Source organism: Promicromonospora sp. MEB111, assembly GCF_030209445.1.
In the GTDB taxonomy this organism is placed as follows: Bacteria; Actinomycetota; Actinomycetes; order Actinomycetales; family Cellulomonadaceae; genus Promicromonospora.
In genome coordinates, this window is record NZ_JARVSD010000019.1 from 84,344 (window position 1) to 109,213 (window position 24,870).

General features: G+C 72.3%; 23 protein-coding genes, 3 tRNA genes and 1 pseudogene. 17 read left to right on the top strand and 10 right to left on the bottom strand.

Annotated elements, in window-relative coordinates:
• The first annotated feature begins 25 nt into the window (after positions 1–25).
• The 5 genes from QRN56_RS22980 to QRN56_RS23000 all read left to right on the top strand — a co-directional run bounded on the left by QRN56_RS22980 (position 26) and on the right by QRN56_RS23000 (position 2,547).
• Complete coding sequence (locus QRN56_RS22980; protein ID WP_285107221.1) at positions 26–1,228, top strand: CPBP family intramembrane glutamic endopeptidase; 1,203 nt, start codon at positions 26–28, stop codon at positions 1,226–1,228.
• Positions 1,225–2,013 (top strand): HAD family hydrolase, encoded by a 789-nt coding sequence (locus tag QRN56_RS22985; RefSeq protein ID WP_285107223.1) that lies wholly within the window; start codon positions 1,225–1,227, stop codon positions 2,011–2,013. The genes QRN56_RS22980 and QRN56_RS22985 overlap by 4 nt, the downstream gene beginning before the upstream one ends.
• A 190-nt stretch (positions 2,014–2,203) precedes the next feature.
• Positions 2,204–2,275, top strand: a tRNA-Gln gene (locus QRN56_RS22990).
• 89 nt (positions 2,276–2,364) lie between these two features.
• Positions 2,365–2,437, top strand: a tRNA-Glu gene (locus QRN56_RS22995).
• 37 nt (positions 2,438–2,474) lie between these two features.
• Positions 2,475–2,547: transfer RNA gene (locus QRN56_RS23000), tRNA-Glu, on the top strand.
• Positions 2,548–2,671: 124 nt separating this feature from the next.
• Here the strand turns inward: QRN56_RS23000 and QRN56_RS23005 are convergent.
• The 3 genes from QRN56_RS23005 to QRN56_RS23015 form a co-directional block, all read right to left on the bottom strand.
• Positions 2,672–3,766, bottom strand: coding sequence for a PH domain-containing protein (locus tag QRN56_RS23005; RefSeq protein ID WP_285107225.1), 1,095 nt, complete (start codon positions 3,764–3,766; stop codon positions 2,672–2,674).
• A 126-nt stretch (positions 3,767–3,892) separates the two neighbouring features.
• Positions 3,893–4,063 (bottom strand): hypothetical protein, encoded by a 171-nt coding sequence (locus tag QRN56_RS23010; protein ID WP_020013705.1) that lies wholly within the window; start codon positions 4,061–4,063, stop codon positions 3,893–3,895.
• Positions 4,064–4,278: 215 nt separating this feature from the next.
• A complete protein-coding gene (locus QRN56_RS23015; protein ID WP_026365378.1) occupies positions 4,279–4,998 on the bottom strand; it encodes an IclR family transcriptional regulator in 720 nt (239 codons plus the stop codon).
• Between the two features lie 92 nt (positions 4,999–5,090).
• Here QRN56_RS23015 and leuC point away from each other — a divergent pair, with 92 nt between their 5' ends.
• Positions 5,091–6,620 carry a 3-isopropylmalate dehydratase large subunit gene (gene leuC, locus QRN56_RS23020; protein ID WP_285107227.1) on the top strand — a complete coding sequence of 510 codons (1,530 nt, stop codon included), beginning with the start codon at positions 5,091–5,093 and terminating at the stop codon, positions 6,618–6,620.
• Between the two features lie 14 nt (positions 6,621–6,634).
• Positions 6,635–7,270, top strand: coding sequence for a 3-isopropylmalate dehydratase small subunit (gene leuD / locus QRN56_RS23025; RefSeq protein ID WP_285107229.1), 636 nt, complete (start codon positions 6,635–6,637; stop codon positions 7,268–7,270).
• Positions 7,271–7,385: 115 nt separating this feature from the next.
• Here leuD and QRN56_RS23030 read toward each other — a convergent pair whose 3' ends face one another.
• On the bottom strand, positions 7,386–8,252 hold the full coding sequence (locus QRN56_RS23030; RefSeq protein WP_285107231.1) for an LLM class flavin-dependent oxidoreductase: 867 nt from the start codon (positions 8,250–8,252) through the stop codon (positions 7,386–7,388).
• Positions 8,253–8,387: 135 nt separating this feature from the next.
• Here QRN56_RS23030 and rnhA point away from each other — a divergent pair, with 135 nt between their 5' ends.
• Positions 8,388–8,855 carry a ribonuclease HI gene (rnhA, locus tag QRN56_RS23035; RefSeq protein WP_285107233.1) on the top strand — a complete coding sequence of 156 codons (468 nt, stop codon included), beginning with the start codon at positions 8,388–8,390 and terminating at the stop codon, positions 8,853–8,855.
• Positions 8,856–8,943: 88 nt separating this feature from the next.
• Positions 8,944–10,347, top strand: a complete 1,404-nt coding sequence (gene lpdA, locus QRN56_RS23040) for a dihydrolipoyl dehydrogenase (RefSeq protein WP_285107234.1) — start codon at positions 8,944–8,946, stop codon at positions 10,345–10,347.
• A 185-nt stretch (positions 10,348–10,532) separates the two neighbouring features.
• Here the strand turns inward: lpdA and QRN56_RS23045 are convergent, their stop codons facing one another.
• Positions 10,533–11,168: a DsbA family oxidoreductase gene (locus tag QRN56_RS23045; RefSeq protein WP_285107235.1), complete on the bottom strand. Its 636-nt coding sequence runs from the start codon at positions 11,166–11,168 to the stop codon at positions 10,533–10,535.
• A 280-nt stretch (positions 11,169–11,448) separates the two neighbouring features.
• On the opposite strand from QRN56_RS23045, the gene QRN56_RS23050 reads away from it, so the two are divergent.
• The 3 genes from QRN56_RS23050 to QRN56_RS23060 all read left to right on the top strand — a co-directional run bounded on the left by QRN56_RS23050 (position 11,449) and on the right by QRN56_RS23060 (position 13,563).
• Complete coding sequence (locus QRN56_RS23050) at positions 11,449–11,910, top strand: nuclear transport factor 2 family protein (protein ID WP_116674311.1); 462 nt, start codon at positions 11,449–11,451, stop codon at positions 11,908–11,910.
• Entirely contained in the window at positions 11,903–12,532 is a 630-nt protein-coding gene (locus tag QRN56_RS23055) for a TetR/AcrR family transcriptional regulator (RefSeq protein WP_285107236.1), read from the top strand. Before QRN56_RS23050 ends, QRN56_RS23055 begins: the two co-directional genes overlap by 8 nt.
• 80 nt (positions 12,533–12,612) lie before the next feature.
• Positions 12,613–13,563 (top strand): NADP-dependent oxidoreductase, encoded by a 951-nt coding sequence (locus QRN56_RS23060; RefSeq protein ID WP_285107237.1) that lies wholly within the window; start codon positions 12,613–12,615, stop codon positions 13,561–13,563.
• A 185-nt stretch (positions 13,564–13,748) separates the two neighbouring features.
• On the opposite strand, the pseudogene QRN56_RS27675 reads toward QRN56_RS23060, so the two are convergent.
• Positions 13,749–14,003, bottom strand: a pseudogene (locus QRN56_RS27675) (nitroreductase/quinone reductase family protein); the annotation flags it as partial.
• A 15-nt stretch (positions 14,004–14,018) separates the two neighbouring features.
• On the opposite strand from QRN56_RS27675, the gene QRN56_RS23065 reads away from it, so the two are divergent.
• The gene (locus QRN56_RS23065) at positions 14,019–14,309 is read left to right on the top strand and encodes a hypothetical protein (protein WP_285107238.1); all 291 of its coding nucleotides are present in this window, start codon (positions 14,019–14,021) and stop codon (positions 14,307–14,309) included.
• A gap of 26 nt (positions 14,310–14,335) precedes the next feature.
• Here QRN56_RS23065 and QRN56_RS23070 read toward each other — a convergent pair whose 3' ends face one another.
• Positions 14,336–15,931, bottom strand: a complete 1,596-nt coding sequence (locus tag QRN56_RS23070) for an SLC13 family permease (RefSeq protein WP_285107239.1) — start codon at positions 15,929–15,931, stop codon at positions 14,336–14,338.
• 120 nt (positions 15,932–16,051) lie between these two features.
• Between QRN56_RS23070 and QRN56_RS23075 the strand changes: the two genes are divergently transcribed.
• Positions 16,052–17,527, top strand: coding sequence for an FAD-dependent oxidoreductase (locus tag QRN56_RS23075; protein ID WP_285107241.1), 1,476 nt, complete (start codon positions 16,052–16,054; stop codon positions 17,525–17,527).
• On the opposite strand, the gene QRN56_RS23080 is transcribed toward QRN56_RS23075, so the two are convergent.
• Complete coding sequence (locus QRN56_RS23080) at positions 17,528–18,229, bottom strand: hypothetical protein (protein ID WP_285107243.1); 702 nt, start codon at positions 18,227–18,229, stop codon at positions 17,528–17,530.
• 169 nt (positions 18,230–18,398) lie between these two features.
• Between QRN56_RS23080 and QRN56_RS23085 the strand changes: the two genes are divergently transcribed.
• Positions 18,399–21,317 (top strand): helix-turn-helix transcriptional regulator, encoded by a 2,919-nt coding sequence (locus QRN56_RS23085; protein WP_285107245.1) that lies wholly within the window; start codon positions 18,399–18,401, stop codon positions 21,315–21,317.
• A gap of 44 nt (positions 21,318–21,361) precedes the next feature.
• On the opposite strand, the gene QRN56_RS23090 is transcribed toward QRN56_RS23085, so the two are convergent.
• Both QRN56_RS23090 and QRN56_RS23095 read right to left on the bottom strand, forming a co-directional pair.
• Positions 21,362–21,634 (bottom strand): DUF4242 domain-containing protein, encoded by a 273-nt coding sequence (locus QRN56_RS23090; RefSeq protein ID WP_285107246.1) that lies wholly within the window; start codon positions 21,632–21,634, stop codon positions 21,362–21,364.
• 23 nt (positions 21,635–21,657) lie between these two features.
• Entirely contained in the window at positions 21,658–22,986 is a 1,329-nt protein-coding gene (locus QRN56_RS23095; protein ID WP_285107247.1) for a glycoside hydrolase domain-containing protein, read from the bottom strand.
• Between the two features lie 112 nt (positions 22,987–23,098).
• Here QRN56_RS23095 and QRN56_RS23100 point away from each other — a divergent pair, with 112 nt between their 5' ends.
• Together QRN56_RS23100 and QRN56_RS23105 are read left to right on the top strand one after the other, a co-directional pair.
• The gene (locus QRN56_RS23100; protein ID WP_285107249.1) at positions 23,099–23,599 is read left to right on the top strand and encodes an SRPBCC family protein; all 501 of its coding nucleotides are present in this window, start codon (positions 23,099–23,101) and stop codon (positions 23,597–23,599) included.
• Positions 23,600–23,681: 82 nt separating this feature from the next.
• Positions 23,682–24,857 (top strand): NUDIX hydrolase, encoded by a 1,176-nt coding sequence (locus QRN56_RS23105; protein WP_285107250.1) that lies wholly within the window; start codon positions 23,682–23,684, stop codon positions 24,855–24,857.
• The last annotated feature ends 13 nt before the right edge of the window (positions 24,858–24,870 follow it).

A 24,870-nucleotide genomic window follows, 5' to 3' on the forward strand; every position in this document is an offset into this window, starting at 1 on the left:
GGCGTTCTGGACTAACGTGGCAGACGTGACCGACGCCATGACACCTGACGCCGTGCCGCCCACGACCGATCAGCCCGCAGCGGCCCCGAGCCCGACCGCACCACAGCCGACGCCGCAGTCCTCGTTGCCGGGGGCTGCGGCGCCGTCGTCCCCGACGGTGTCGTCGGCATGGGCCCCGGCCGCGGCGCCGCAGGTGCTGCCGTCCGGGCCGCGGGAGTACCCGCAGGCCCTCCGGGGCCCGCGGCACCGCTGGTGGAGACCCCTGGTCGGGCTGGCCGCGGTCACCGTCGGCGTGATCGTGGTGTTCGGGGCGATGCTGCTGTACGCCCTCGTGTGGATCGTCGCCCAGGCGCTGGGCACCCAGCTCCCGGACCCGGGCAGCGTCACCGATGCCTGGTTCGTGTCGCCGGCCGGCCTGCTCGTGACGAACCTCGGGCTCGCGCTCGGCATCCCGCTCGCGCTCGTCGCGACCTGGGCGCAGGCCCGGCGTGCCGGCCTGGTCTCCTCCGTGCTGGGGCGCGTGCGCTGGCGCCTGCTGCTCGGCGGGCTCGGGATGTCGCTGCTGCTCCTGGTGCCGCTCACGATCGGCACGAGCATCCTGATGGCCCTGCTCGGCGCGCCCGACGCCGGTGCGGGCGCCGGATCGGGCGCCGACGAGGCCGGCCTGTGGCCGCTCACGCCGGCGTCCGGCTGGCTGGTTCTCGCGCTCGTGATCCTGCTGACGACGCCGCTGCAGGCGGCCGGCGAGGAGTACTTCTTCCGCGGCTGGCTGACGCAGTGGATCGGCAGCATGCTGCGCCGGCGGTGGGTCGCGGTGCTGGTGCCCGCCGCGGCGTCGGCCCTGCTGTTCGCGATGGCGCACGGCGCGCAGAGCCCCTGGCTGTTCGCCGACCGGCTGGTGTTCGGCCTGGTCGCGAGCCTGCTCGTGTGGCGCACCGGCGGGCTGGAGGTCGCCGTCGCGCTGCACGCGGCCAACAACCTGGTGGCGTTCGGCCTCGCGATCGCCTACGACGGGCTCCAGGACTCGCTGCTGATCACCGAGGTGGCGCCGTCCGAGGGAGCGGTCAGCATCGGTGTCACGCTCGTCACGACCGTGGCGCTGCTGTGGTGGGCACGACGCCGCAGGCCGACGCTGGTGGTGACGGATCCTGTGCCGGTGGTGGGTCCGGTGGTGGGTCCGGTGACGGGGCCGGTGGAGTACGAACGGGCAAAGGGAGAGACGGCATGACGACGGACGGCATCCTGTTCGACGTCGACGACACCCTCGTCGACACCAAGGGCGCCTTCGCGCGGGCGCTAGAGGCCGTGCGGGCGGAGCACCTGCCGCACGTCCCGGCCGAACGCGACCCGGAGATCCTGTCGCACTGGCGCACCGACCCGGGCGGCTTCTACGGCCGCTACACCCGCGGCGAGATGGACCACGTGACGCAGCGTCGGCACCGGGCGGCGCTGCTGCACGAGACGTTCGGCGCCGCGCCGGTCACGGAGACGTCCTTCGAGGCGTGGGACGCGCTGTTCTGGGGCACCTTCGAGCGGTCGTGGACGGCGCACGACGACGCCCGCGCCGCCATCGACGCCGCCCTCGCGGCGGGCCTCCGCGTCGGTGTGGTGACGAACGCCGCGACGGAGCTCCAGGAACGCAAGCTGAAGGCCGCCGGACTGGGCGACCTGCCCGTGCTCGTCGGGGTCGACACCCTGGGCTTCGGCAAGCCGGACCCCCGCGTTTTCCTGGAGGGCGCGCGCAAGCTGGGCGTCGAGCCGTCCCGGACCGCCTACGTGGGTGACGAGCCCGCGGTGGACGCGCTGGCGGCCCACGAGGCGGGCCTCACGGGGGTCTGGCTGGACCGGGCGGGCCACCGGCGGGGTCCGGGCTACGGCGGCCACGCGGGGCCGCGCACGGTCCTGCAGGGCGACCCGCAGGACCCGGAGGTGCTGCGCGCGGCGGGCGTCGTGGTGGTCGAGACGCTGGCGGAGCTCCCGGGAGCACTGGGCTACGGGACCGGCCTCGGCTGACGCCCGGGCGCTGAGAACGGTGCTGGGAACGGTGCTGGGAACGCGCTCGGCGGACCCGATCCGACACGGGTGACGGACGGCACGCCCATTCCGTTTTGCCCACCGTCCGAGGTCAGGTAATGTTCTCCAGCGGTAGGGCCCCCACGGAATACCTGTCGGAGACAGGTGTATCCAGGCGGTCATACCCCCATGGGGTATGGTGTAATTGGCAGCACGAGTGGTTCTGGTCCACTTAGTCTAGGTTCGAGTCCTGGTACCCCAGCGCAGAGCATTGCGCATCCCACACCGACGCAAGTTGGTCGTAGGGTGCGCTATCGTTCTCACGGTGCCGGTTCATACCGGTAGTTCAAGGCCCCCATCGTCTAGCGGCCTAGGACGCCGCCCTCTCACGGCGGTAACGCGGGTTCAAATCCCGCTGGGGGTACGCAGTCCACCGGCTTCGGTCGGCGGACGAGTTCAAGGCCCCCATCGTCTAGCGGCCTAGGACGCCGCCCTCTCACGGCGGTAACGCGGGTTCAAATCCCGCTGGGGGTACAGATGAAGGCCCGGTCCACGAGGACCGGGCCTTTTGCTTTCGGGAGCAGGGCGTCGAACGTAGGGTTCGTCGCTCTCTGAGCTTTCATGGGCCGACGATGCCTACGTTCGCCGGCCGGCCGCGTCAGCGGATCTTCGGGTCCTTGCCGCCCTCGATGAACGGGCTGGGCAGGGCGTCCGACCCGTCGGTCGCGGACGTCGGCCCGCCGGGCACGTGGTCGCCGCCCTTGCCGTCGCTGGTCCTGCCCGGCAGCCTCGTGCTGCCCGAGGAGGCCGCCACCGCGGCCGTGCCGTTCGCCGGCGGCCGGACGGCGCCCGCGGGCTCGCCGCCGCCCGGGCGGGTGCCGCCCGCGCCGTCGTGCGCCGCGCTGCCGGAACCCACGCCGGCCTGCCCCGCACCGGCCTGCCCCGCACCGCGGGCGAGCGGGTTCCCGGCCGCCCCGCGGTCCGGAGCGACGCCGTCCGAGACGACGCCGTCCGAGACGACACCGCTCGTCGCGACGCCGTCGGAGGCCACGCCCGAAGCCCCGGGAACCGGGCCCGCCAGGTCGCGCAGCACCGGGACCTCGATGCGCTGCGTCGGCGGGTTGCTGCGGCGGCCGATCCGCGGCATGAGCGCGGGTGGTGCGGCGGGCGCCGGCTCGACAGGCGGTGCCGCCTGCGGGCGGAAGTCGGGGTCGGCCTGGGCGGCGGCCTCGGCGTCGGCGGCGTCCGGGTGGAAGAGCGTCGCGATGATGAGGCGGTACCGCGAGTCGGGGCGCGGGATCCAGGTGACGCGGTCGAGCGCCTGGTCCTGGCCCGCGGTCTCGAAGATGAAGGTGCCGAAGCCGAGCACCTGGCCGAGCGGGGTGCGCTCGTACCCGAGGTCGGTCACCTTCTCGGCCGGCATCATCGCCACCCGGTGCACCAGGAGCCCGGTGAGCAGGATCAGCCGGCGGTCGGTCATCACGAACCACTCGGCCCGCCAGTCCAGCCACTTGTAGAGCAGCCGCAGACCGAGCACCAGGAACGGCAGCCACACCCAGGCGAGGCTGTCGCGGACGTCCGGGTCCACCGCGACGAGGATCGCCAGCCCCAGGACGAACGCTCCGGTCGTCGTGAGGATCGGCTCCCAGAGCCTGGCCCAGTGCCGTCGGGTGGCGACGATCACCTTCTCGTCCGCGAGGATGTACCGCTGCAGGGCGCGATGACGGATCACGAAGTCCGCTGCTGCGCTCATGCGGGTCTCCCCGGGTGCGTTCGGAATGGTCCTCTTGCCGTGGGCACGCCCGCCGGCGGACCCACGGGACGGGCCGGCGGCGGGTCTGCCCGAGGAACCCCGAGCCCCGCCGCCGACCCTACGTCGTCACCGGCCGATGGACCCGGTGAAGAGCTCCTCGAAGAAGGTGCCGATGTTCGCGATGGCACCCCAGATGACGTCCCAGAGGGCGAGCACGACGTCGGCGGATCGCTCGGGGTCGTTGATGACCGAGTAGAGCAGGAAGATCACCACGACCCAGATGATGATGAGTCTCACCTTTGGCGGCATCAGATTCCTCCGACGTTGGTGCGCGCGCACCGGGTGTGCGCACGTCGCGGACGAGACTACTGACACCACCCGGACCTGGGGAATCACCGCGCCCGGCGTGGCGGCCCAACGCTCACGGACCGCTCACCGGCCGCACACGTCGCGCTCACCGGCCGCGGCCGGTGAGGCTCGGCGGGCGCCGTCCGTCGGACGGCGCCCGCGCGTCACTCGCCAGACCGGTGCAGCACCTCGGTGAGCTTGTTCGCGGCGGCGACGACGGCGGCCGAGTGCAGCCGGCCGGGCTGCCGCGAGAGCCGCTCCACGGGCCCGGACACGCTGACGGCCGCCACGACTCGGCCCGAGGGGCCGCGCACCGGCGCCGAGACCGAGGCCACACCGAGCTCACGTTCTGAGACCGACTGTGCCCAGCCCCGGCGTCGGACACCGGAGAGGATCGTGGCCGTGAACGTGGCGTCGCGCAGGCCGCGGTGGAGGCGGTCCGGCTCCTCCCAGGCGAGCAGGACGTGCGCCGCGGAACCCGCGCTCATGCTGAGCGTGGCGCCCACGGGGATGGAGTCGCGCAGGCCGACCGGGCGCTCGGCGGCGGCGACGCACACGCGGTGGTCGCCCTGCCGGCGGTAGAGCTGCGCGCTCTCGCCCGTGTGGTCGCGCAGCGCTATGAGCACCGGGTTCGCTGCCGCCAGCAGGCGGTCCTCACCGGCGGCCGTGGCCAGCTCGTTGAGGCGCGGGCCCAGTACGAACCGCCCCTGCATGTCCCGTGCCACGAGGCGGTGATGCTCCAGAGCCACCGCCAGGCGGTGCGCCGTCGGGCGAGCCAGGCCGGTGGAGGAGACGAGCTGCGCCAGGGTGGCCGGGCCGGCCTCGAGTGCCCCGAGGACGGACGCCGCCTTGTCCAAGACGCCGACTCCGCTAGTATCGTCCATACCGCGATATTGCCGTCTCGGAACGTGAGATTGCAAGTCGAGGCCCAAAGTTGTTTCTGACAGAGGTAGTTTTGACAGGGAGGCGAACCGCAATGGCCGGCACGCTGGCGGAGAAGGTCTGGGAAGCGCACCTCGTGCGTCGAGGCGAGGACGGCTCGCCTGATCTTCTCTACATCGACCTGCACCTGGTCCACGAGGTCACGAGCCCGCAGGCGTTCGAGGGTCTGCGCCTTGCCGGACGGCAGGTGCGGCGACCCGACCTCACGATCGCGACCGAGGACCACAACACCCCCACGCTCGACATCGACCGGCCGATCGCCGACGCGACGAGCCGCACGCAGATCGAGACGCTGCGCGCCAACGCCAAGGAGTTCGGCGTCCGGCTGCACAGCCTCGGTGACGCGGACCAGGGCATCGTCCACCAGGTGGGACCGCAGCTGGGGCTGACCATGCCCGGCCTCACCGTCGTGTGCGGCGACTCGCACACGTCCACGCACGGCGCGTTCGGCGCGCTCGCGTTCGGCATCGGCACGTCCGAGGTGGAGCACGTGCTCGCCACCCAGACGCTGCCGCTCGCGCCGTTCAAGACCATGGCGATCACGGTCAACGGCGCGCTGCCCGCCGGCGCGACCTCCAAGGACATCATCCTGGCGATCATCGCCAAGATCGGCACCGGCGGCGGCCAGGGCTACGTGCTCGAGTACCGCGGCGAGGCCATCCGGGCGCTGTCGATGGAAGCCCGCATGACCATCTGCAACATGTCGATCGAGGCCGGCGCGCGCGCCGGCATGATCGCGCCGGACGAGACCACGTTCGAGTACCTCAAGGGCCGCCCGCACGCGCCCGAGGGCGAGGACTGGGACACCGCCGTCGAGTACTGGAAGACCCTGCGGTCCGACGACGACGCGGAGTTCGACGCCGAGGTGGTGCTCGAGGCGGCCGACCTGGAGCCGTTCGTCACCTGGGGCACCAACCCGGGTCAGGGCCTGCCGCTGTCGGCGTCCGTGCCCGTCCCGGCGGACATCGCCGACGAGGACGAGCGCCTCGCGGCCGAGCGGGCCCTGGAGTACATGGGCCTCCAGGCCGGCACGCCGCTGCGCGACGTGAGCGTCGACACGGTGTTCATCGGCTCCTGCACCAACGGCCGCATCGAGGACCTCCGGTCCGTCGCGAAGGTCGTCAAGGGCCGGAGCAAGGCCGAGTCCGTCCGGGTCCTGGTGGTCCCGTCGTCGGCCCGCGTGCGCCTGCAGGCCGAGGCCGAGGGCCTCGACGTGATCTTCAAGGAGTTCGGCGCCGAGTGGCGCAACGCCGGGTGCTCCATGTGTCTCGGCATGAACCCGGACCAGCTCGCGCCGGGGGAGCGGTCGGCCTCGACGTCGAACCGCAACTTCGAGGGGCGGCAGGGCAAGGGCGGGCGCACCCACCTGGTGTCGCCGCTGGTGGCCGCCGCGACGGCGATCCGGGGCACGCTCTCCAGCGTGGGCGACCTGGACCTGCCGTACGACATCGACATCACCACGTTCGACGGCACGCCGCTCGACGGCGTGGGCGTCTCCCCGCTGGGTGAGTCCGTCGTCGTCGACCTGCCCGTTCCCGTAGCGATCCAGCCCGCGCTGCGCTGAGAGGACCACTGACCATGGAGAAGTTCACCACGCACACCGGCGTCGGCGTCCCGCTGCGGCGCAGCAACGTCGACACCGACCAGATCATCCCGGCCGTGTACCTCAAGCGGGTCACGCGCACCGGGTTCGAGGACGCGCTGTTCGCGGCGTGGCGCGGCGACCCGTCGTTCGTGCTGAACCAGGAGGCGTACTCCGCGGGGTCCGTGCTCGTGGCCGGCCCGGACTTCGGTACCGGCTCGTCGCGCGAGCACGCCGTCTGGGCGCTCAAGGACTACGGCTTCCGGGTCGTGCTGTCCTCCCGGTTCGCCGACATCTTCCGCGGGAACTCGGGCAAGCAGGGCCTGGTCGCGGGCATCGTCTCGCCCGAGGACATCGAGATCCTGTGGAAGATCCTGGAGACCAAGCCGGGCACGGAGGTGACCGTCGACCTGGGGGCCAAGACCGCCACGGCCGACGACGTCACGGTGCCGTTCCAGATCGACGACTACACGCGGTGGCGGCTCATGGAGGGGCTCGACGACATCGGGCTCACCCTCCAGGAGGCCGACAAGATCACGGCGTTCGAGGAGACCCGGGCGTCGTGGCGCCCGAAGACGCTGCCGGCCCGGCACCTGCCGTCCGTCGAGATCGAGGCGGCGCGCCCGGTCTGAGGTCCGGCTTCCGCCCGACGTCTCTCGCTCGCGCCCCTGCTGCGGTCAGTCTCCTGACCGCAGCAGGGGCGCGAGCGCGTTCGCGACGTAGGGCCCGGGTCGACGATGGCGCCCGCTACAGGGCCGGCGGACCCTGGCGCACCTTCTCCAGGAGCGACTCCGCCGAGTCCTTCGCCGGGTCCCACCAGGACTCGATCCACCAGGTCACGCCGGCGTCCGCCATGGCGCGGGCCTGCTCGGCGGCCTGGGCGGGGTCGCTGGACAACTTGCCCTGCAGGATGACGTCGAACGGGCGATCGGCATCGTCTGGGCTCGCCGGCTCCGGCCGGTTCGCCGTGAGCCACTCGACCAGCCCGGCGATGTCGTCCGTCGTCAGGTCGTCCGCCGTGCCCCGCAGCTGCGGGACGATCCCGTCCCAGCGCAAGGCCCGCCGCAGGTTCTTGGCGGGCGGGCGCTCGGCGTCCCAGACACCGACCGGCCACACCGGGATGCGGCCGTTCACCGGGGGCTCGGGAAAGCGGAACGGACCCGTGGTGATCTGCCCGCCGGAGACCTCGAACTCCTCGCCCGACCACGACTTCTCCAGCCACGCCAGCGTCTCGTCGAGCAGGGCTGCGCGGTCCTTCAGCTCCGTGGCCTGGCCCGGGACGGACGTGAAGCCCCGGTCGTCGGTCACGCCGACGCCGACGGGCAGCACCAGGCGTCCGCCCGAGAGCCGGTCCACGGTGAGCGCCCGCTGCGCGAGCTCCCACGGCCGGTGCCGGGGCACGGCGAACACCATCGCGCCGAGCGTGATCCGTTCGGTCACGACCGCCGCGGCCGCCAGGATGGCGAACGGGTCGTAGACCGGCATGGCCCACTCACCGCCGAGGTTGATGGCGTCCCAGGTGAAGTAACCGTCCCAGCCGTGCTCCTCGATCTCGCGGGCGAGTGCCACGTGCTGGTCGATGGTGCCGAAGCTGCTGATGAACCCGAACTTCATCGGTCCTCCTGATGCGTCGTCGTACGGGGGCCGACTCACACGCTATGCCGGACCACTGACACTCGGCCCGGTGGTGGCCCGGCGGCGGTGCCGGTCACGGCGTGCGTCGTCGGCCCGCCGGTTAGGGTGAGCCCCGTGACCAGCACGAGCACCAGCACGAGCGCGACGCGGCCGACCGCGGAGATCTGGACCGACGGAGCCTGCAAGGGCAACCCTGGCCTGGGTGGATGGGGCGCGCTGCTGCGTTCCGGCACGCACGAGAAGGAGCTGTTCGGCGGGGACCCGGTCACCACGAACAACCGCATGGAGCTCACCGCCGTCGTCGAGGCGCTCAAGGCGCTCAAGGGCCCCACCGTCGTCACGCTGCACGTCGACTCGACGTACGTGATGAACGGGATGAAGACCTGGATCCACGGCTGGAAGCGCAACGGCTGGAAGACGGCGAGCAAGCAGCCCGTCAAGAACGTAGACCTCTGGCAGGCGCTCGACGCCGAGGTCGCCAGGCACGAGGTGAGCTGGGTCTGGGTCAAGGGCCACGCGGGCGACCCGGGCAACGAGCGCGCCGATGCGCTCGCGAACAAGGGTGTCGACAGCGTGCGCTGACGCAGGGCAGGGCACGTCGGGCCGCAGGTCCGGCCAACGAGACAGAAGTCACGTCACCACGATTCGCGCGCACCAATACCCTTGAGTCATGGCTTCCCACTACGACGTCGTACTCCTCGGTGCGGGCCCCGGCGGCTACGTCGCCGCCATCCGCGCTGCCCAGCTCGGCAAGTCCGTTGCGATCATCGAGGAGAAGTACTGGGGTGGTGTCTGCCTCAACGTGGGCTGCATCCCCTCCAAGGCTCTGCTCCGCAACGCCGAGCTGGCCCACATCTTCACTCACCAGAAGGACTTCTTCGGCATGGCCGGAGACGTCACGTTCGACTTCGGGAAGGCCTGGGACCGTTCTCGCACGGTCGCGGACGGCCGCGTCAAGGGCGTCCACTTCCTGATGAAGAAGAACAAGATCACCGAGCTCGACGGCCGCGGCACGTTCCGCGACGCGAACACCATCGAGGTGGCCCTCAACAAGGGCGGCACCGAGACCGTGACCTTCGACAACGCGATCATCGCGACCGGCTCCGAGGTGCGCCTGCTGCCCGGCGTCGAGCTGTCCGAGAACGTGGTCACCTACGAGAAGCAGATCCTCACGCGCGACCTGCCCAAGTCGATCGCCATCGTCGGCGCCGGCGCGATCGGCATGGAGTTCGCCTACGTCCTGAAGAACTACGGCGTGGACGTCACGATCATCGAGTTCCTCGACCGTGCGCTGCCGAACGAGGACGCGGACGTCTCCAAGGAGATCGCCAAGCAGTACAAGAAGCTCGGCATCAAGGTGCTGACCTCGACCGCCGTCCAGACGGTGAAGGACGAGGGTTCGTCCGTCACGGTCTCCTTCAAGGGCGTCAAGGACGACAAGCCGGGTGAGCTCGTGGTCGACAAGGTGCTCATGGCCGTCGGTTTCGCGCCGAACGTCAAGGGCATCGGCCTGGAGAGCGCCGGCGTGCAGCTCACCGACCGCGGCGCCATCGGCATCGACGACTACATGCGCACCAACGTGCCGCACATCTACGCGATCGGTGACGTCACCGCCAAGCTCATGCTGGCGCACGTGGCCGAGGCGCAGGGCGTCGTCGCCGCCGAGACCATCGCCGGGGCCGAGACCCAGACGCTGGGCGACTACCGCATGATGCCGCGCGCGACGTTCTGCTCCCCGCAGATCGCGTCGTTCGGCCTCACCGAGCAGCAGGCCAAGGACGAGGGCTACGACGTGAAGGTCGCCTCGTTCCCGTTCATGGCCAACGGCAAGGCGCACGGCCTGGGCGACCCGACCGGCTTCGTCAAGCTGGTCGCCGACGCCAAGTACAACGAGATCCTCGGCGCCCACATGATCGGCCCGGACGTCTCGGAGCTGCTGCCCGAGCTGACGCTCGCGCAGAAGTGGGACCTCACGGCCGACGAGATGGCGCGCAACGTGCACACCCACCCGACGCTGTCGGAGGCGCTCCAGGAGTCGATCCACGGCATCGCGGGGCACATGATCAATTTCTGAGTCCGGCTGCCCGGCCTGCCGGGCGCCGAACCTGGCCAGAGGCCCGGATCCGCGGGATTCCGCGGGTCCGGGCCTCTTCGCGTCCTGGGTGTCGTGGACACCAATGGCCCTGTGATCGGAATCTCGGGCGCCGGATCTACCGGAGTACGCCCCGACGTAGAGGCTCGGAATGTTTGACGGTCGGTCTATCGCTCGGCCCAGGCCCGTTCGAGCACCCCTAGGAATGTGGCTGTGGTTTGCGCGCCGGAGAGGCCGTACTTCCGGTCGACCACGAAGAATGGCACGCCTGTGATGCCCAGCCGGGCCGCCTCGTCCTCGTCCGCACGCACGTCCTCGGCGTAGGCACCGGCGTCCGTCAGGACGGCGCGGACCTCGGCCTCGTCGAGCCCCGCGCGGATGGCGAGCTCCACCTGGTGCTCCGGGTCGTAGATGCTTCGCTCGGCGGAGAAGTTGCCCTCGTAGAACAGAGCGAGCAACTCGTCGCCGACACCACGGTCGGCCGCCAGGCGCAGCAGCCTGTGCAGGTCGAAGGTGTTGCCGTGATCGCGGAAGTCGACGAGGTAGTCGAGCCCTTCGGCTCGGGCGAGTTGGGCGAGGTCCTCTTCGGCGGCGCGGGCCTGCTGCGGTGTCATGCCGTACTTCTCCGCGTGCTTCGGCCCGGTCGTCGGGCGCGTCTCGGCCAATCGGCGGTCGAGCTCGAAGGAGCGGTGGACCACCTCGACGTCGTCGCGGTGGGGGAAGGCGACCAGAGCCTTCTTGAAGCGTGCCTTGCCGATGAAGCACCAGGGGCAGGACACGTCGGACCAGATCTCGACGCGCAATGCACTTACTCCTTGGGTTCTGCGGGATGCGCCGACCTCTGCCGGGTCCGACGGGGCGGGCGCTCGTTTACGGACGACAGTCGTCCGCTTCTGTTGGAGTGTAAGCGGACGACGCTCGTCCGTCTGGTTGTAGTGGGCAGATCATGTGTCGCCTGGCTCACAGCAGCCTCCGGGAATTCGGACGATGGCCGTCCGGTTAGGCTCGGTACGCAAGCGGACGAGAGTCGTCCGAATGTCTTGGCGCCCGGTACGGCGCCGGAACACCCGAGGAGACATGGATATGAGTGACCTGGCTGAGCTCACCCGGCGCCTGGACGCGCTGGAGGCGGTCGAGGAGATCAAGAAGCTGAAGGCGCGGTACTTCCGCTTCGTGGACGAGAAGAAGCATGACGAGCTCGCGGCGCTGTTCACGCCGGACGCCACGCTGGTGACCGACGGGATCACCTGGGGTTCCCCTCGTGAGTTCGCGGACACCATCCGCGACCTGACGGGTGACGCGCCGTCGGTGCACCACGGGCACATGCCGGAGATCGAGATCCTGGGCGAGGACTCGGCGTCCGGTATCTGGGCGATGGAGGACTTGCTGACCTTCCCCGTCGGGCCCGAGGCCCCTGAGGGGCACAACGGTTACGGGCAGTACCGTGAGACCTATCGCAAGGTCGACGGCCGGTGGCTGATCGACTCGGTGCTGCTGACTCGCCTGCGGATGGACGCTCTGGAGAACTGGGACCCGGATGCCTGACCTGGATACCACCACGGATGTCCGCGCCGACGCGCGGCGCAACCGGCGCCAGCTGATCGTCGCGGCCCGGGAAGCTATCGCCTCCCGCGGCCTCGACGTATCGGCGCTGGACATCGCGACCGCCGCGGGAGTGGGGGTGGGCACCCTCTACCGCCGCTTCGGCACCAAGGACTCGCTTTTGGACGCCGTCGTCGTCGGCCTGTACGACGAGATGCTCGAAAGCGCGCAGGAGTGCCTGCGCATCGAGGATCCCTGGGAAGGGCTGAGCCGGTTCGTCATGGAGCTGGCCGGCGCCCACCGCGACAGCCGAGGTGTGGCCGAGGTGACCGCCGCGTGCGACACCGTGCCCACGCCCGAGATCGAGGAGCGGACCACGGCCCTGCAGGACGCCGTCATCCGGCTCACCGACCGGGCGTACGCGGCCGGCGCGCTGCGCGCGGACGTGACGTGGCAGGACGTCATGATCAGTTCGCGCGCGGGGTTGGACACCGACCACTGCCTCGGCGTCGACGCGGGACCCGACGGATGGCGCCGCGTCATCACGCTCCTCCTTGACGGGATGCGCGCCCCCGGACACACGCCCCTGAGCGGCACCGCGCCCCACCTGCACGACAACTCCTAGCACCAGGCCGACCAGGCCACGGCACGTACGAGGTCGTGGCTGGTTCCCGTGCGCCCAGAACTGAGTGAGGAAGAACCGGCATGAGAGCCATCGGAATGACGACATTCGGCGGACCAGACGTCCTGCGCGAGCTCGACCACCCCGAGCCGGAGGTGGGTGACGATGAGGTACGGATCCACGTGGCGGCCGTGACCGTCAACAACGGCGACCTCAGGATGCGCCGCGGCGAGGTGCACCAGCTTCGCCACGACGCCCCGTGGGTCCCGGGGATGGAGGCCGCGGGGGTCGTCGACGCCGTCGGAACGCGGGCTGCGGACCGGTTCCGCGTCGGCGAGGCGGTCACGGCACACGTGTGGCCGATCGACCCACGCGGTGGCGCCTACGCGGAGCTCACCGTCGCCGACATGAACCGTGTGGTGCGCACACCCCACGGCGCCTCGATCGCGCAGGCGGCGACCCTGCCGATGAACGGTCTGACCGCCTACCAGACCGTCGAGGCGATGGGGCTCGAGCGGCCGGGCACGGTGGCCGTGATCGGCGCCGCGGGCGCGGTCGGCGGCTACATCGTGCAGCTCGCCGTCGCCGCCGGGCACCGCGTGGTCGCGGACGCCGCGGACACGGACCGGGCGCTGGTCGAGAGCCTCGGCGCGCACGTCGTCGTCCCGCGCGGGGACGGTGTGGTCGACGCGATCCGTGCGGCGGTCGGCGAGGTGGACGCCGTCGCCCTGGCAGCCATGCCCACGCTCGATGTCGCGGAGATCGTCCGCCCCGGTGGTGCCGTGGCGTCCGTCGTCGGGTTCGGCGATCCCGGCCAGGTCATGGCCGCGCGCCGCCGTCGCGTCCGGCTCGCTCCCGTGGTGGTGGACGCCATCGCCGAGCCGGCACCGATGCTCCGGCACCTCGGCGAGCTCACCGAGCGCGGCGAGATCACGCTACGGGTCGCGGACGAGCTCCCGGCCGAGGACGCATCCGAAGCCCATCGCCGTCTGGAGTCGGGCGGCGTCCGCGGGAGGATCGTCCTCAGGTTCTGAGGCGGTGCCGCGATCCAGGAGTGGGCCCGGCGCCGGGCCGGCCCACTCCCGGGCCGCCGAAAGGCCACGGAGGCTGCTGGGCGCGTACCAGCTCGACCACCGGTATCAGCCGGTCGGTCATGCTCTGGTACCCAGCGAACTGCGGCTGGACGGCGGACTGCTTTGGCGAGGTACTCCTCGCTTCCGCCCTTGCTGGCGAAGGCGAGGATGCGGCCGTTCTCACCTAAGTGGACCAGGGGCGTGATCCGCTCCTTGACGGACTTGGCGCCGACGTTGTGCACCAGGACCAGAGGCTTGTCCGCGAAGACGCCTCCGGCGCGGCCGCCGTTCGCACGAAACTCGGCGATCACGGTCTGGTTCATGGCATCGCGTCTCTGTCCCGGTTCGATAACGGCCCCCGAGCAGCGCGACCGTGATGTGCTCTCACCGTCGAGGTTCATGGATGATGACTGCTCATGGACGCCAGAAAGCCGCTGTCGGGTCTCTACGCCCCGATGCCCGAGGTAGGCACGAAGAAGTTCTGCGTGTTCTGTCGCGAGCCGGTGACCCTGGAGCGGGCGGCGTCGGGGTGGCACTACTGGACGGCGGCCGGTGACCCGGTGGACGGCGGCCGGCACTGCTACGGCGGCACGATGGGCAACGTCCACTCGCCGGCACTGCGCACCCTGCACCTGCCGCTGGCGGAGTCCGACGACCAGAAGTGGGCCTGGCGGTACTCGCCGGAGGGCGAAGGCCGGTTGCAGTAGCACGCGTGCGCGACGTGCCCGCCGGCTCAGAACGGCCAGATCAGCGGCACGTACCACACCGCCGCCGCGAGGAACACGAGGGCCAGCGGCAGGCCGAGACGCCAGTAGTCCCCGAACCGGTAGCCCCCGGGCTGCAGCACCATCAGGTTGACCGGTGTCGCGATCGGGGTGAGGAACGCGGCGGCCCCGACCACCGCGAGGGCCATCATGAACGGCTGCACGCTCACGTCGAGCGTCTGGGCGAACGACACCGCGACCGGCGCCATGACGAGCACGGTCGCGACGTTCGAGATGAACTGGCCGAGCACGAGCGTGAGCGCGCACAGCGCCAGGAGCGCCAGATGTGGCGAGCCGCTGCCGGTGAGGCGCATCACGACGTCGGCCATCGCCTCGGCCGCGCCCGAGGACACGAACGCCGCCGACAAGGGGATGAGCGCGGCGATGAGGATGACCGTGTCCCACGAGATCGCCCGGAGGCTCTGGGGAACGGTGAGCACCTTCAGCAGGACCAGCGCCCCCGCGGCGAGCAGCCCGACGATCACCGGAGGGACGGCGCCGGTCGCCAGGAGCCCGATCGTCGCGATCAGCACCCCCAGGCAGCGCCTCCAGCCGGTCCCGAGCGGCACGCTCCGCTGGAGGCTCTGCGACGCCTCGACGGCGATGACGTCCGGTGACCGGGTGTAGCGGTGCAGCGCCTCCCACGGCCCGCGGACCAGGACGGAGTCACCGGCCTGCAACGACAGCGCTCCCGACGAGGCCGAGCCGTCGGAACCGGCCGAGGAGTCGCTGCCGCGGCGCAGCGCGACCACCACGAGATCCTCGTCCCGCGTGGTCATGCCCGGGCTGACGCGCCGCCCGATCAGGGTCGAGCGCGGCGCGATGAGCACCTCGACGACTCCGGCCGTGTCCGTGAAGAGGCGGGCCGCGTCGAGCTCCGCGGTGTAGCTCTCCCGCCACGAACGCACCCGTTCGTGCGGGTCGGCCGCGACGTCGACCAGGTGCTCCGGGACCCGCTCCGGCAGGAGACGCTCGCCGAGGGTCACGACGAGGAGCATCGTGACCAGGACGAGCGGCAGGCCCACCAGCGCGAACTCGAAGTACCCGAACTCCCGGCCGCCCGACTCCGCGGCGACCTCGGAGACGATGACGTTCACCGGGGTCCCGGTCAGCGTCAGCATCGACCCCGCGCTGGCGGCGAACGCCACGGGGACGAGCATCCTCGACGGCACGATGCCGGCCCGCGCGGCGGCGACGACGGCGACGGGCAGGAGCGCCGCGACGGCTCCGTTGATGCTGATGACCGCCGCGAGGAGCGCCGTGCCGCCGACCATCGCCACGAGCAGCCCGGCGCGCCCCCACGACGAGCACTTCTCGAGCTGCGTCCCGATCCACGCCGTGATCCCCGTCGTCGCCAGTGCCTCACCGAGCACGAACAACGTGGCGATGAACAGGACGATCGGATCGCTGAAGCCGGACAGGGCCTCGCCCAGGTCGAGCACGCCGGTCGCCCACAACGCGACCGGCACGAACAGCGCGACGATCACGAGCGGCACCCGGTTGGTCGCGAAGCCGAGCACCGCCAGCGACAGGATCACGAGGGTCGCGACCAGGGGGTCGATCATGCCTGTCCCGTCGGTCGAGGGTGTCGTTGCACGAGCCCCATCGTCGCACCCGGCCGGACGGGACGGGCGGGCCGGGACGCCGCGCTGGTCGTGATCCGGGCCACCCGGCAAGATCGACGCATGACCAACCTCGCTGACGAGTCCGTGACGACCCGGTCCGCCGAGCTCGACGTCGACCTCGCGGTGGTCGGCTTCGGCAAGGGCGGCAAGACCCTCGCGGCCACCATGGCCCGCCACGGCAGCCGGGTCGCGATGATCGAGCAGTCCGACCGCATGTACGGCGGGACGTGCATCAACATCGGGTGCGTCCCCACCAAGGCCCTCGTGCACGACGCCGAGAACGGCTCGGCCGACGTCCCCGGTCCGGACCGGTACCGTCGCGCCGCGGAGCGCACCGACGCCCTGACCACGCTGTTGCGCGGCAAGAACTTCGCGATGCTCGACACCCTCGACACCGTGACCGTCATCACCGGCACCGCGGCCTTCGCGGACCCCCACACCCTGGTCGTCACGGCCGGCGACGACACCCTGCGGGTCACCGCGCGGACGATCGTCGTCAACACCGGCGCCGATCCCGAGCTCCCGCCGGTCCCGGGACTGCGCGAGAGCGAGCGCGTGGTCACCAGCACCCAGCTGCTCGCCCGCACCGAACGGCCCGACGAGCTCGTCGTCCTCGGCGGCGGGTACGTCGCCGTCGAGTTCGCGTCGATGCACGCCGCGTTCGGCGCGCGCGTGACCCTCCTCGCCCGGGGGCCGCGCATCCTGCGGGCCGAGGACGACGACGTCGTCGCCACCGCCACCGAGATCCTGACCGACGCGGGCGTCACGATCCGCACGGGAGCCACGGTCACCGGCGTCGCCGACGAGGACGGCGTCGCCGTCGTCAGCTACACCGATCAGGCAGGCGGGCCGCAGACGGTCCGGGGCGACACGGTGCTCGCCGCCCTGGGACGTCGTCCGCACACCGCCGGTCTCGGTCTCGACGCCGCCGGGATCCGGACGGACGCCCGCGGCGCCGTCGTGGTCGACGAGCACCTGCGCACCACCCAGCCGCACGTCTACGCGGTCGGTGACGTCAACGGCGGGCCGCAGTACACCTATGTCTCGCTCGACGACCACCGGATCGTGCTCGACCACCTCACCGGGGAGGGCCACCGCACCACCACGGACCGCAGGGCCGTCGCCTCCGCGCTCTTCATGACCCCGCCCCTGGCGCGGGTCGGCCTCACCGAGGCCGAGGCCCGCGCGTCGGGCCGCCCGCTCCTCGTCGCCCGGAGGCGGGTCGCCGACATGGCGACCGTGCCCCGGGCGCGCATCGTCCACGATCCGCGGGGCGTCATGAAGGCGGTCGTCGACGCCGAGACCGATCAGATCCTCGGCGTCACGATGCTCAGCCACGACGCCCACGAGACGATCAACACGGTCGCGCTCGCCATGCGCCACGGCGTGACGGCCGGCGAGCTGCGCGACGAGATCTACACCCACCCGTCCATGACCGAGGCCCTCAACGACCTGTTCGCCAACCTCCGGCCGGTCGAGGACCCGGTCGACGACGGTGCGCCCGGCCGGTCACACGGACCGGCCGGGACCGAGTGATCACCGCGGGACGTATCCCAGCGACGACGCTGCGCCGTCACCCCGGGTCCCGGCGGGGACCAGCGTGAGCACCAGCGCGTCCGCCGCGTCCATGGATGCGGCTCCGCCGTCCGGGCCACGTGGGGCCTGTGCCTCGGCCAGGAGGTTGCCCGGGCCCTGGGCGACCACGTAGGCCCGCTCGACGGTGCACGGCGTGCCCAGCACCACCTTGGCGTCGCCCTCGCCCGTCAGCGTGGTCCTGTTCGCCGTGTCCGCCTGCCACGGCAGCGCCGTGCAGGAGGACGCCCCGCTCGCCGAGGAGTCGACGTCGAGGACGGCGAGCGCTCCGGAGGGCCGTTCGAGGTACCTCGGCGCCGTGATGCCGGGGGCCTCGGCCAGCGCCGGAACGAGGCCGTCCGCGCCGGCCGGGTCGGCCGTCGGGCCGACCACCGCGTCGACGACGACGCGGACGCGTGCGGCGCCGGATACGAGCACGAGCCGGTCGGGCGTCTCGGTGACGATCGACCACCCGCCGGCGGCCAGCTCGCCGCTGTCCAGTGCGGCGCGGCCGCCCAGCACGAGCCTCGGCCCGTTCGTCTCCTCGTCCTCCAGGGGCCGTGCGGTGGCCGGTGCGCCCAGCGCGAGCGTCGCGGCGCCCACCGCGGCGAGCATGCCCGCCAGCAGGCCGGCGCGACGCGTGTCCCGAGGGTTCTGTCCAGTCATGGTTCCGTTCCTTCGTGATCGGACCCCTCCCGACGGAGCCCTGGTACGAGCGACGCTAGGAGCGGGCGCGAGACGGGACATGACCGGAACGGACCATCTTCGAGGGCCGGCGCACATGGTCAGATCTGACCATCGACCCGTTCGAGCGCCCCGGCGTAACGTTGCTGACGTGGCCGGTTGGTCGGCGCAGGAGCAGCCGCACCGCGGCGAGGCGGCTCGGGGCCGGTTCGTCGGGCGCCGGGCCGAGCGCGCCCAGCTCCAGGAGGCCTGGGCGGCGGCGCGCGCCGGGTCGCGCCAGGTCAGGTTCGTGGGCGGCGAGCCGGGGGCCGGGAAGTCGCGCCTCCTGACCCAGCTCGCGGCCGAGCTGCCGCGTGACGGGGTGACGGTGCTCACCGGCGCGTGCCCGAGCACGCTCGCGTCACCCTACGAGCCGTTCGTGGCCCCGGCCGCCGCGATGCGGGCGGCGATCGCCGACGGCGCGCTCCCGCTGGCCCGCCCGTCGCCCGACGAGCAGGCCGTGGCGGGCACGGTCGCGCTCCTGGGCACGGTCGTGGGCGAGCGTCCGGCAGGCCGCGCGTCCCGCCGCGACCTGCTCGACGCGGTCGTCACCTCGGTGCGTTCGGCGGCCGCCGTCGAGCCGCTCGTGCTGCTGCTCGACGACGTGCACTGGGCGGGCGAGACCGCCTGGGAGCTGCTCTCGTACCTCGTGGAGCAGACGGCGGACCTCCGGCTGCTTCTCGTGGCGACCCACCGCGTGACCGCGACCGACCGGACCGACCACCTCGTGAACCATGTGGCCCGCCTCTACCGGCTCGACGGTGTGCGCCGCGTCGACCTGCCGCCGCTCGCCGCGGCGGACGTCGAGGAGTATCTCCAGAAGGAGGCGAACGTGCCGGCCGCGCTGGCCCGGACCGCCGCCGTGGACCTGCGCGAGCGCACCGGCGGCAACGCGTACTTCGTCCGCGAGCTCGTGCAGACCCTCGCGGCGGAGGGCCCCGCCGGGTTCGTGCAGCCGGGCGGGCGGATGCCGCCGTCGGTACAGGACGCGGTCGAGGCACGGCTGGGCGCGCTGGACGCCGAGGCGCGGGGGACGGTCGAGCGTGCGGCCGTCATCGGCGACGTCGTGGACGTGGACCTGCTGGTCGCCGCGGGCGAGACCCAGCCCGAGGCGGCGCTCGGTCACCTCGACGCCGCGGTCGACGCCTACCTGCTCGAACCGGTCGACGACGCGCCGACCGCCGTCCGCTTCCGGCACGCCATCACGCGGGACGTCGTGCTCGGCGCGATGCCGTCCGCCCGCCGTACGGTCCTCCACCTGCGGGTCGCCCGCGCGCTCGAGGCGCGCGGCGGCCGGGGCGCCGCTCATGCGGCCCAGGTGGCCCACCACTTCGAGGCGGCCTATGTGCTGGGCCATCGCGCGGAGGCCGTGCGCTACCTGCGCCTCGCCGCCGTCCTGGCGGCGGAGGGCCTGGCGCACGACGAGGCCGCCGACCTCTACGAGCGCGCCGCGGCGATCGACGACGACAGGGCGCGGGCCGACGACGCCACCCTGCTCGCCTCCCGGGAGCGCATGCTGACCGGCGCGTTCGTACGGTCGCGGGCGCTCGCGGAGCCGGTCGCGGACGACGCGGCGTCCGCGCACAGGCTCCGGGCCGCCGTGCAGTACGAGGACGCCAACTGGCGGACCAACGTCGCCGGGGGCAGGTCGGTCGCGCTGCTGCGTGCCGCACTCGACTCGTCGGACGACCAGGACGAGGAGCTCCGGATCCGCGCGAAGGCGGGCCTGGGCCGCGCGCTCGCCTTCGACGGCGAGGACGAGCCGGGCCGTGTGCTGTTCGAGCGCTCGATCACGCGTGCCCGCGAGCTCGGGGGCGATGACCTGCTCGGGGATGTCCTGGTCGCCTCGCTCGTCCTCGGCAGCGCCGTCACCGACGCCGACGTCAAGCTCGGCCGTGCGATCGAGCTGTCCGAGCTCTGCCTGCGAACCCATGACCTCTTGCGCCTGGGCCCGGCGGCCTCGTACCGCACGCTGCTCGGCTACCAGCGCGGGGACACTGCTGTCGTCCGGGCAGGTCTCACCGACCTGCGCCTGGCGGTCGAGAGCACCCACCAGCGCTACTTCGGCTACCTCGCGGGCTGCGTGGACTTCTCGGACCACCTGGCCGCCGGACGCCTGGCACGAGCGGCCCAGGTGTCGGAGGCGCTGCTCGAGATCGGCCATGCCGTGGAGCTCGACGAGCACGTGGGCCCTGACGGCCAGTACGGCGTGCAGCAGTTCGTGCTCCGCCGGGAGCGGGGTGAGCTGGACGAGGTCCGCGGGCTCGTCAGCGGCGACGACGACTTCGGCGGACGGTGGGTGCCCGGCCTGCTCGCGCTCTACACCGAGCTCGGGATGCACGACGCCGCGCGCCGCGCGCTGTGGTGGCTGATCGAGTCCGGGACGGCCGAGTCGTCACCCGGTACCCGCGCGGGCGTCCTGGCGTTCCTGTCCGACGCGGCGGTCGCGCTCGGCGACCTGGAGGCGGCCCGGGTGGTGCGCACCGCGCTCGCACCCTACGCCGGGCTCAACATCATGTTCGGCTCGCTCGTCAGCGCGATGGGCAGCGCCGACCGCTACCTGGGCTCCCTCGACGCCCTGCTGGGCACGGAGGGCTGGGAGGCGGAGTTCGCGCGGGCGGAGGCGATGGACCGCGCGATGGGAGCGCACCTGCACGTGGCCCACACCCTGGCCGCGCACGTGGCGGCGCACCTCACGACGGGCGCGGACGGCTGCGACGTCGGGGCGCTCGCCGCCGAGGCGCGGCGCATCGCCACATCGGTGGGGTCACGACGGGTGCTCCGCATGCTCGACGCCGCGCTCGGGGAGCCCGTCGGCGTCCGGGCGCGGCGCGCCGACGGGCTCACCGAACGTGAGATCGAGGTGCTGCGGCTCGTGGCGCAGGGACTGAGCAACCGCGAGGTGGCGCGCTCGCTGGTCATCAGCGAGAACACGGCCGCCAACCACGTGCGCAGCATCCTGCTCAAGACGGGCTGCGAGAACCGGACCCGCGCCGCGCGGTACGCGGCGACCCAGGGCCTGCTCGACTGACACGGAGGATGTCCGACGGCCGGGACCGTCGGACGGTCGAGCCCTCAGACGACCGGTTCGAGCGCACCGGACGGCAGGATCCGCCCGGCGACCTCGACCACCCGGTCCGCGGGGATCCCTGCCACCGCGGCGGCGCTCAGGATCAGCTCGGCGGTCGGCGCCTCGTAGAGGCAGTACGACTTGCGATGGTCGAGCGAGAGGAACGAGTACAGCCAGCGCACCCCCTCGTTGGCGTTGATCTCGTTGAGCTTGTCGAAGGCGCCCAGGTAGGGCTCGACGCGTTCCGCGTAGGTACGCTCGATGACATAGAGCGGCACGATGGACCTCCTTCAGCCCGGTCTCACGGACAGCGCGGCACCGGAGCGCTCCACGTGGTGTTCGACCGGTTCGAGACGTAGTAGTCGCTGACCCAGCGGTTGCCGTACAGCTTGTTCCACACCGAGGTGGTGCCCACTCGGCTCCCCGTCGCCTGGCACATCACGGGGGCCAGGGCGCCGCGGCGCAGCGGGCTGCCGGTGGTCGGGAACGACGCCCCCGGGCCGGTGCGCGCGTTGAGCGAGTCGACGGTCACCTGCCCCGGGTAGAGGCACCGCGGCAGCCCCGAGGAGAACCCGGTGTTCGACGGCGTCGAGACGTAGTAGTCGCTCGCCCACGCCCCGTTGGTCAGCCGGTCCCACACCGACGTCGTGCCGACCGTCTGCCCGGTGGCCTGGCACACCACGAACAGCGTGGCACCCGGCTGGTAGGTACGGACGGCGGGGTAGGACGTCGCCGGGCCGCTGCGGACGTTCAGCGACTCCGTGCTCGTCACCCGGTAGGTGCGCGCGACCGTGGCGACGGGCGCCTTGACGTTGTCGGAGTCGATGGCCATCGTCACCCCGCCCCAGGGCTCGGTGTGGTCGCCCTGGTACTGCTTGGCGCGCTGGTAGTTCGACCAGTGCGCGTTCGGCGCCGTCGGCCAGTCGGTCAGCGAGGGGTCGCCGTCCCAGCGGGCCATCCAGACGGCGTCCGGGCGGGCGTACGTGGTCCAGTTGTAGGCGTCGGAGAGGTCGCGGATCCCCGAGTCCTGGTGCGCGTACACGCCCGCCAGGTACCCCGAGGCGTGCACCGTCTTGGTCCACGCCGAGACGTACCGGTGCACCGCCGTCCGGCAGCTCGCGTCGGCCCGGTCGTAGTGCTCGACGTCCGCGTACAAGCCGCTGCCCGGCCGCACGCCCAGGGCCGCGGCCCGCGTGACGGCGTCCGCGCCGTCCGAGTTTCCCCGGGCCGTGGCATCGGCCGCGGTGTAGCGGTTCGGCTTGCTGCTGCCGAACTTACAGAACGGCTGGTAGCCGAAGTAGGTGGGGAGCAGCTTCCACCCGCCCACGACGGCGTCGCGCACCCACGTCCGGGTCAGATTCGGCTGGGCGCAGCCGCGGTTGTTGCCGCCGAAGTAGATGTTCACCACCTTGTACGGCGACATGCCCTGCCACGCCGCCAGCTTCGCGAGCGTCGGCGCTTCGCAGGTGTCGAAGCCGAGGCCGTCGGCCCGGGTCATGGTCGATCCGGACGTGAAGTACACCGGGGTCTCCGGCTCGGCGGCGGCAGGGAGGGCGAGTCCGCCGAGCAGCACGGCCAGGCTGCCGCCGAACGCCGCCAGGCTCCTGAGGATGGTGCGGATGGCGGACATGGGGAACCTCCGTGGACGGGCCCCCTCACCTACCTCGGAGTGTCCGTCTCCCGAGGTCGCGGCGGCAGGGTCTTTGGTCCCGACCCTGCGGGCCCGCGGGTAGGGTCCGGGCATGGCTGGTTCGAGCGAGGCGGGTCCGGGCGCCGTTGGTTCGGGGGACGCCGGTTCGGGCGGCGTCGGCCCCCGGCGCTACCGGGACGTGCGCGCCGCGACGGTCGGCGCCCCGCCCGAGGTGGTGTGGCGCGCCGTCCTGGACCAGGTCGAGGTGCTCGGGCGGCCCGCCTGGTACGTGCGCCTGATCGGCTGCCGCGACCGGCGGCCCGAGGGGCCGCGCCCGCTCACGGCGGGTTCCGTGGTGCCGGGCTTCCGGGTCCGGGCGGCGGACGCGCCGGGTCGGCTCGTGCTCGACGGCGTCCACCGGTTCTCGGTCTACACCCTCACCTTCCGGCTCGTGCCCGACGACGCCGGCACGCGGGTCGAGGCGCACACCGACGCGACCTTCCCGGGCGTGCTCGGTGCGGTCTACCGCCTGCTGGTCATCGACTCCGGCTTCCACAAGATCGCGACCCGGAGCATCGTGACGCGCGTCCGGCGCCGGGTGCTGGCGGCCTGAGCAGCCCGGGTTCACCTCGTCGTGGGGCAGGGTTCACGAAAACGAATGTGTCGGCCCCTCGTCGTGCGCAAGGATGACGGGCGTGGACCCGCGAGCTGACGCTGCTGCCCTGGTGGCCGACCGTTACCCCGAGGCGCGCTGGGCGCTGCTCGCGGGCAGCGTGCTCGACCCCGGCTCCCGCACGGCGGGCTCCGACCTGGACATCGTGGTGTGCCTGCCGGACGACGCCGTCGGGCACCGCGACGCGCTGCGCTGGCGGGGCTGGCCGGTCGAGCTGTTCGTGAACACCGAGGCGGGGCACCGCTGGTTCATCGCCAAGGAGACGGCCCGGAGACGGCCCACGCTGGCGCGCATGATCGCCACGGGGGTGCTCGTGGCGGGCCCCGCCGGGGCGGTCGACGGTCTGCAGGCCGAGTGTCGCGCCCTGCTGGACGCCGGCCCCGGTCCGGCGTCGGACACCGCGCTGGAGGACGCCCGGTACGGCGTCACGGACCTGCTGGACGACCTCGCGTACGCGCGGGACGGCGGCGAGGCGGACGTGGTGCGGTCCGTGCTGTGGGAGCGGGTCGGGCACCTCGCGCTGGCCGCGGCCGGGCGGTGGGACGGCGGCGGCAAGTGGCTGCTGCGCGAGCTGCGCACCTGGGACCTGGGCTATGCCGCCCGCTGGGTGGCCGCCCGGCACGACGACCAGGCCATGGTCGACGTCGCCCGCGCCACCCTGGACGCGGCCGGCGGACCGCTCTTCGAGGGGTACCTGCGCCAGGCGCCCGTCGTCGACGAGCCGCAGGCGGTCCGCACCGTCCCGCCGGTGGTGGTGCGCCGCTCGGCCCGCGCGATCCTGCTCGACGCCGCCGGTCGCCTCGTGCTGATCAAGCGGACCGTGCGGGGCCGGGCGCCGTACTGGGTGACGCCCGGCGGCGGCGTCGAACCCGAGGACGCCTCCGTCGAGCACGCGCTGCGCCGCGAGCTGATGGAGGAGCTGGGCGCCACGGCGGACGTCGTCCGGCAGGTGTTCCTGACCTCCCGGCCCAAGGACGCGGGCGTCGCGGTGCACCACTACTTCCTCGCGCGCGTGACCTCCATGGACCTGGCACTGCGGTCCGGCCCGGAGTTCCAGGAGCCGACGCGCGGCACCTACGACGTCGAGCACGTGGACCTGCGCGACGAGAAGGCGCTCGCGGACGTCGACCTGGTGCCCACCGCGCTCAAGGCGTTCATCCGGACCAACCGGCACGCGCTGCTCGCGGAGGCGCCGTGACCCTCGCGGAGGC

Bases quoted from the DNA above. Each gene is read 5' to 3' on its own strand.
- QRN56_RS22985 (WP_285107223.1), top strand. From the start codon at position 1,225: ATGACGACGGACGGCATCCTGTTCGACGTCGACGACACCCTCGTCGAC.
- QRN56_RS23005 (WP_285107225.1), bottom strand. From the start codon at position 3,766: ATGAGCGCAGCAGCGGACTTCGTGATCCGTCATCGCGCCCTGCAGCGG.
- QRN56_RS23015 (WP_026365378.1), bottom strand. From the start codon at position 4,998: ATGGACGATACTAGCGGAGTCGGCGTCTTGGACAAGGCGGCGTCCGTC.
- leuC (WP_285107227.1), top strand. From the start codon at position 5,091: ATGGCCGGCACGCTGGCGGAGAAGGTCTGGGAAGCGCACCTCGTGCGT.
- leuD (WP_285107229.1), top strand. From the start codon at position 6,635: ATGGAGAAGTTCACCACGCACACCGGCGTCGGCGTCCCGCTGCGGCGC.
- QRN56_RS23030 (WP_285107231.1), bottom strand. From the start codon at position 8,252: ATGAAGTTCGGGTTCATCAGCAGCTTCGGCACCATCGACCAGCACGTG.
- lpdA (WP_285107234.1), top strand. From the start codon at position 8,944: ATGGCTTCCCACTACGACGTCGTACTCCTCGGTGCGGGCCCCGGCGGC.
- QRN56_RS23050 (WP_116674311.1), top strand. From the start codon at position 11,449: ATGAGTGACCTGGCTGAGCTCACCCGGCGCCTGGACGCGCTGGAGGCG.
- QRN56_RS23055 (WP_285107236.1), top strand. From the start codon at position 11,903: ATGCCTGACCTGGATACCACCACGGATGTCCGCGCCGACGCGCGGCGC.
- QRN56_RS23060 (WP_285107237.1), top strand. From the start codon at position 12,613: ATGAGAGCCATCGGAATGACGACATTCGGCGGACCAGACGTCCTGCGC.
- QRN56_RS23065 (WP_285107238.1), top strand. From the start codon at position 14,019: ATGGACGCCAGAAAGCCGCTGTCGGGTCTCTACGCCCCGATGCCCGAG.
- QRN56_RS23070 (WP_285107239.1), bottom strand. From the start codon at position 15,931: ATGATCGACCCCCTGGTCGCGACCCTCGTGATCCTGTCGCTGGCGGTG.
- QRN56_RS23075 (WP_285107241.1), top strand. From the start codon at position 16,052: ATGACCAACCTCGCTGACGAGTCCGTGACGACCCGGTCCGCCGAGCTC.
- QRN56_RS23080 (WP_285107243.1), bottom strand. From the start codon at position 18,229: ATGACTGGACAGAACCCTCGGGACACGCGTCGCGCCGGCCTGCTGGCG.
- QRN56_RS23095 (WP_285107247.1), bottom strand. From the start codon at position 22,986: ATGTCCGCCATCCGCACCATCCTCAGGAGCCTGGCGGCGTTCGGCGGC.
- QRN56_RS23100 (WP_285107249.1), top strand. From the start codon at position 23,099: ATGGCTGGTTCGAGCGAGGCGGGTCCGGGCGCCGTTGGTTCGGGGGAC.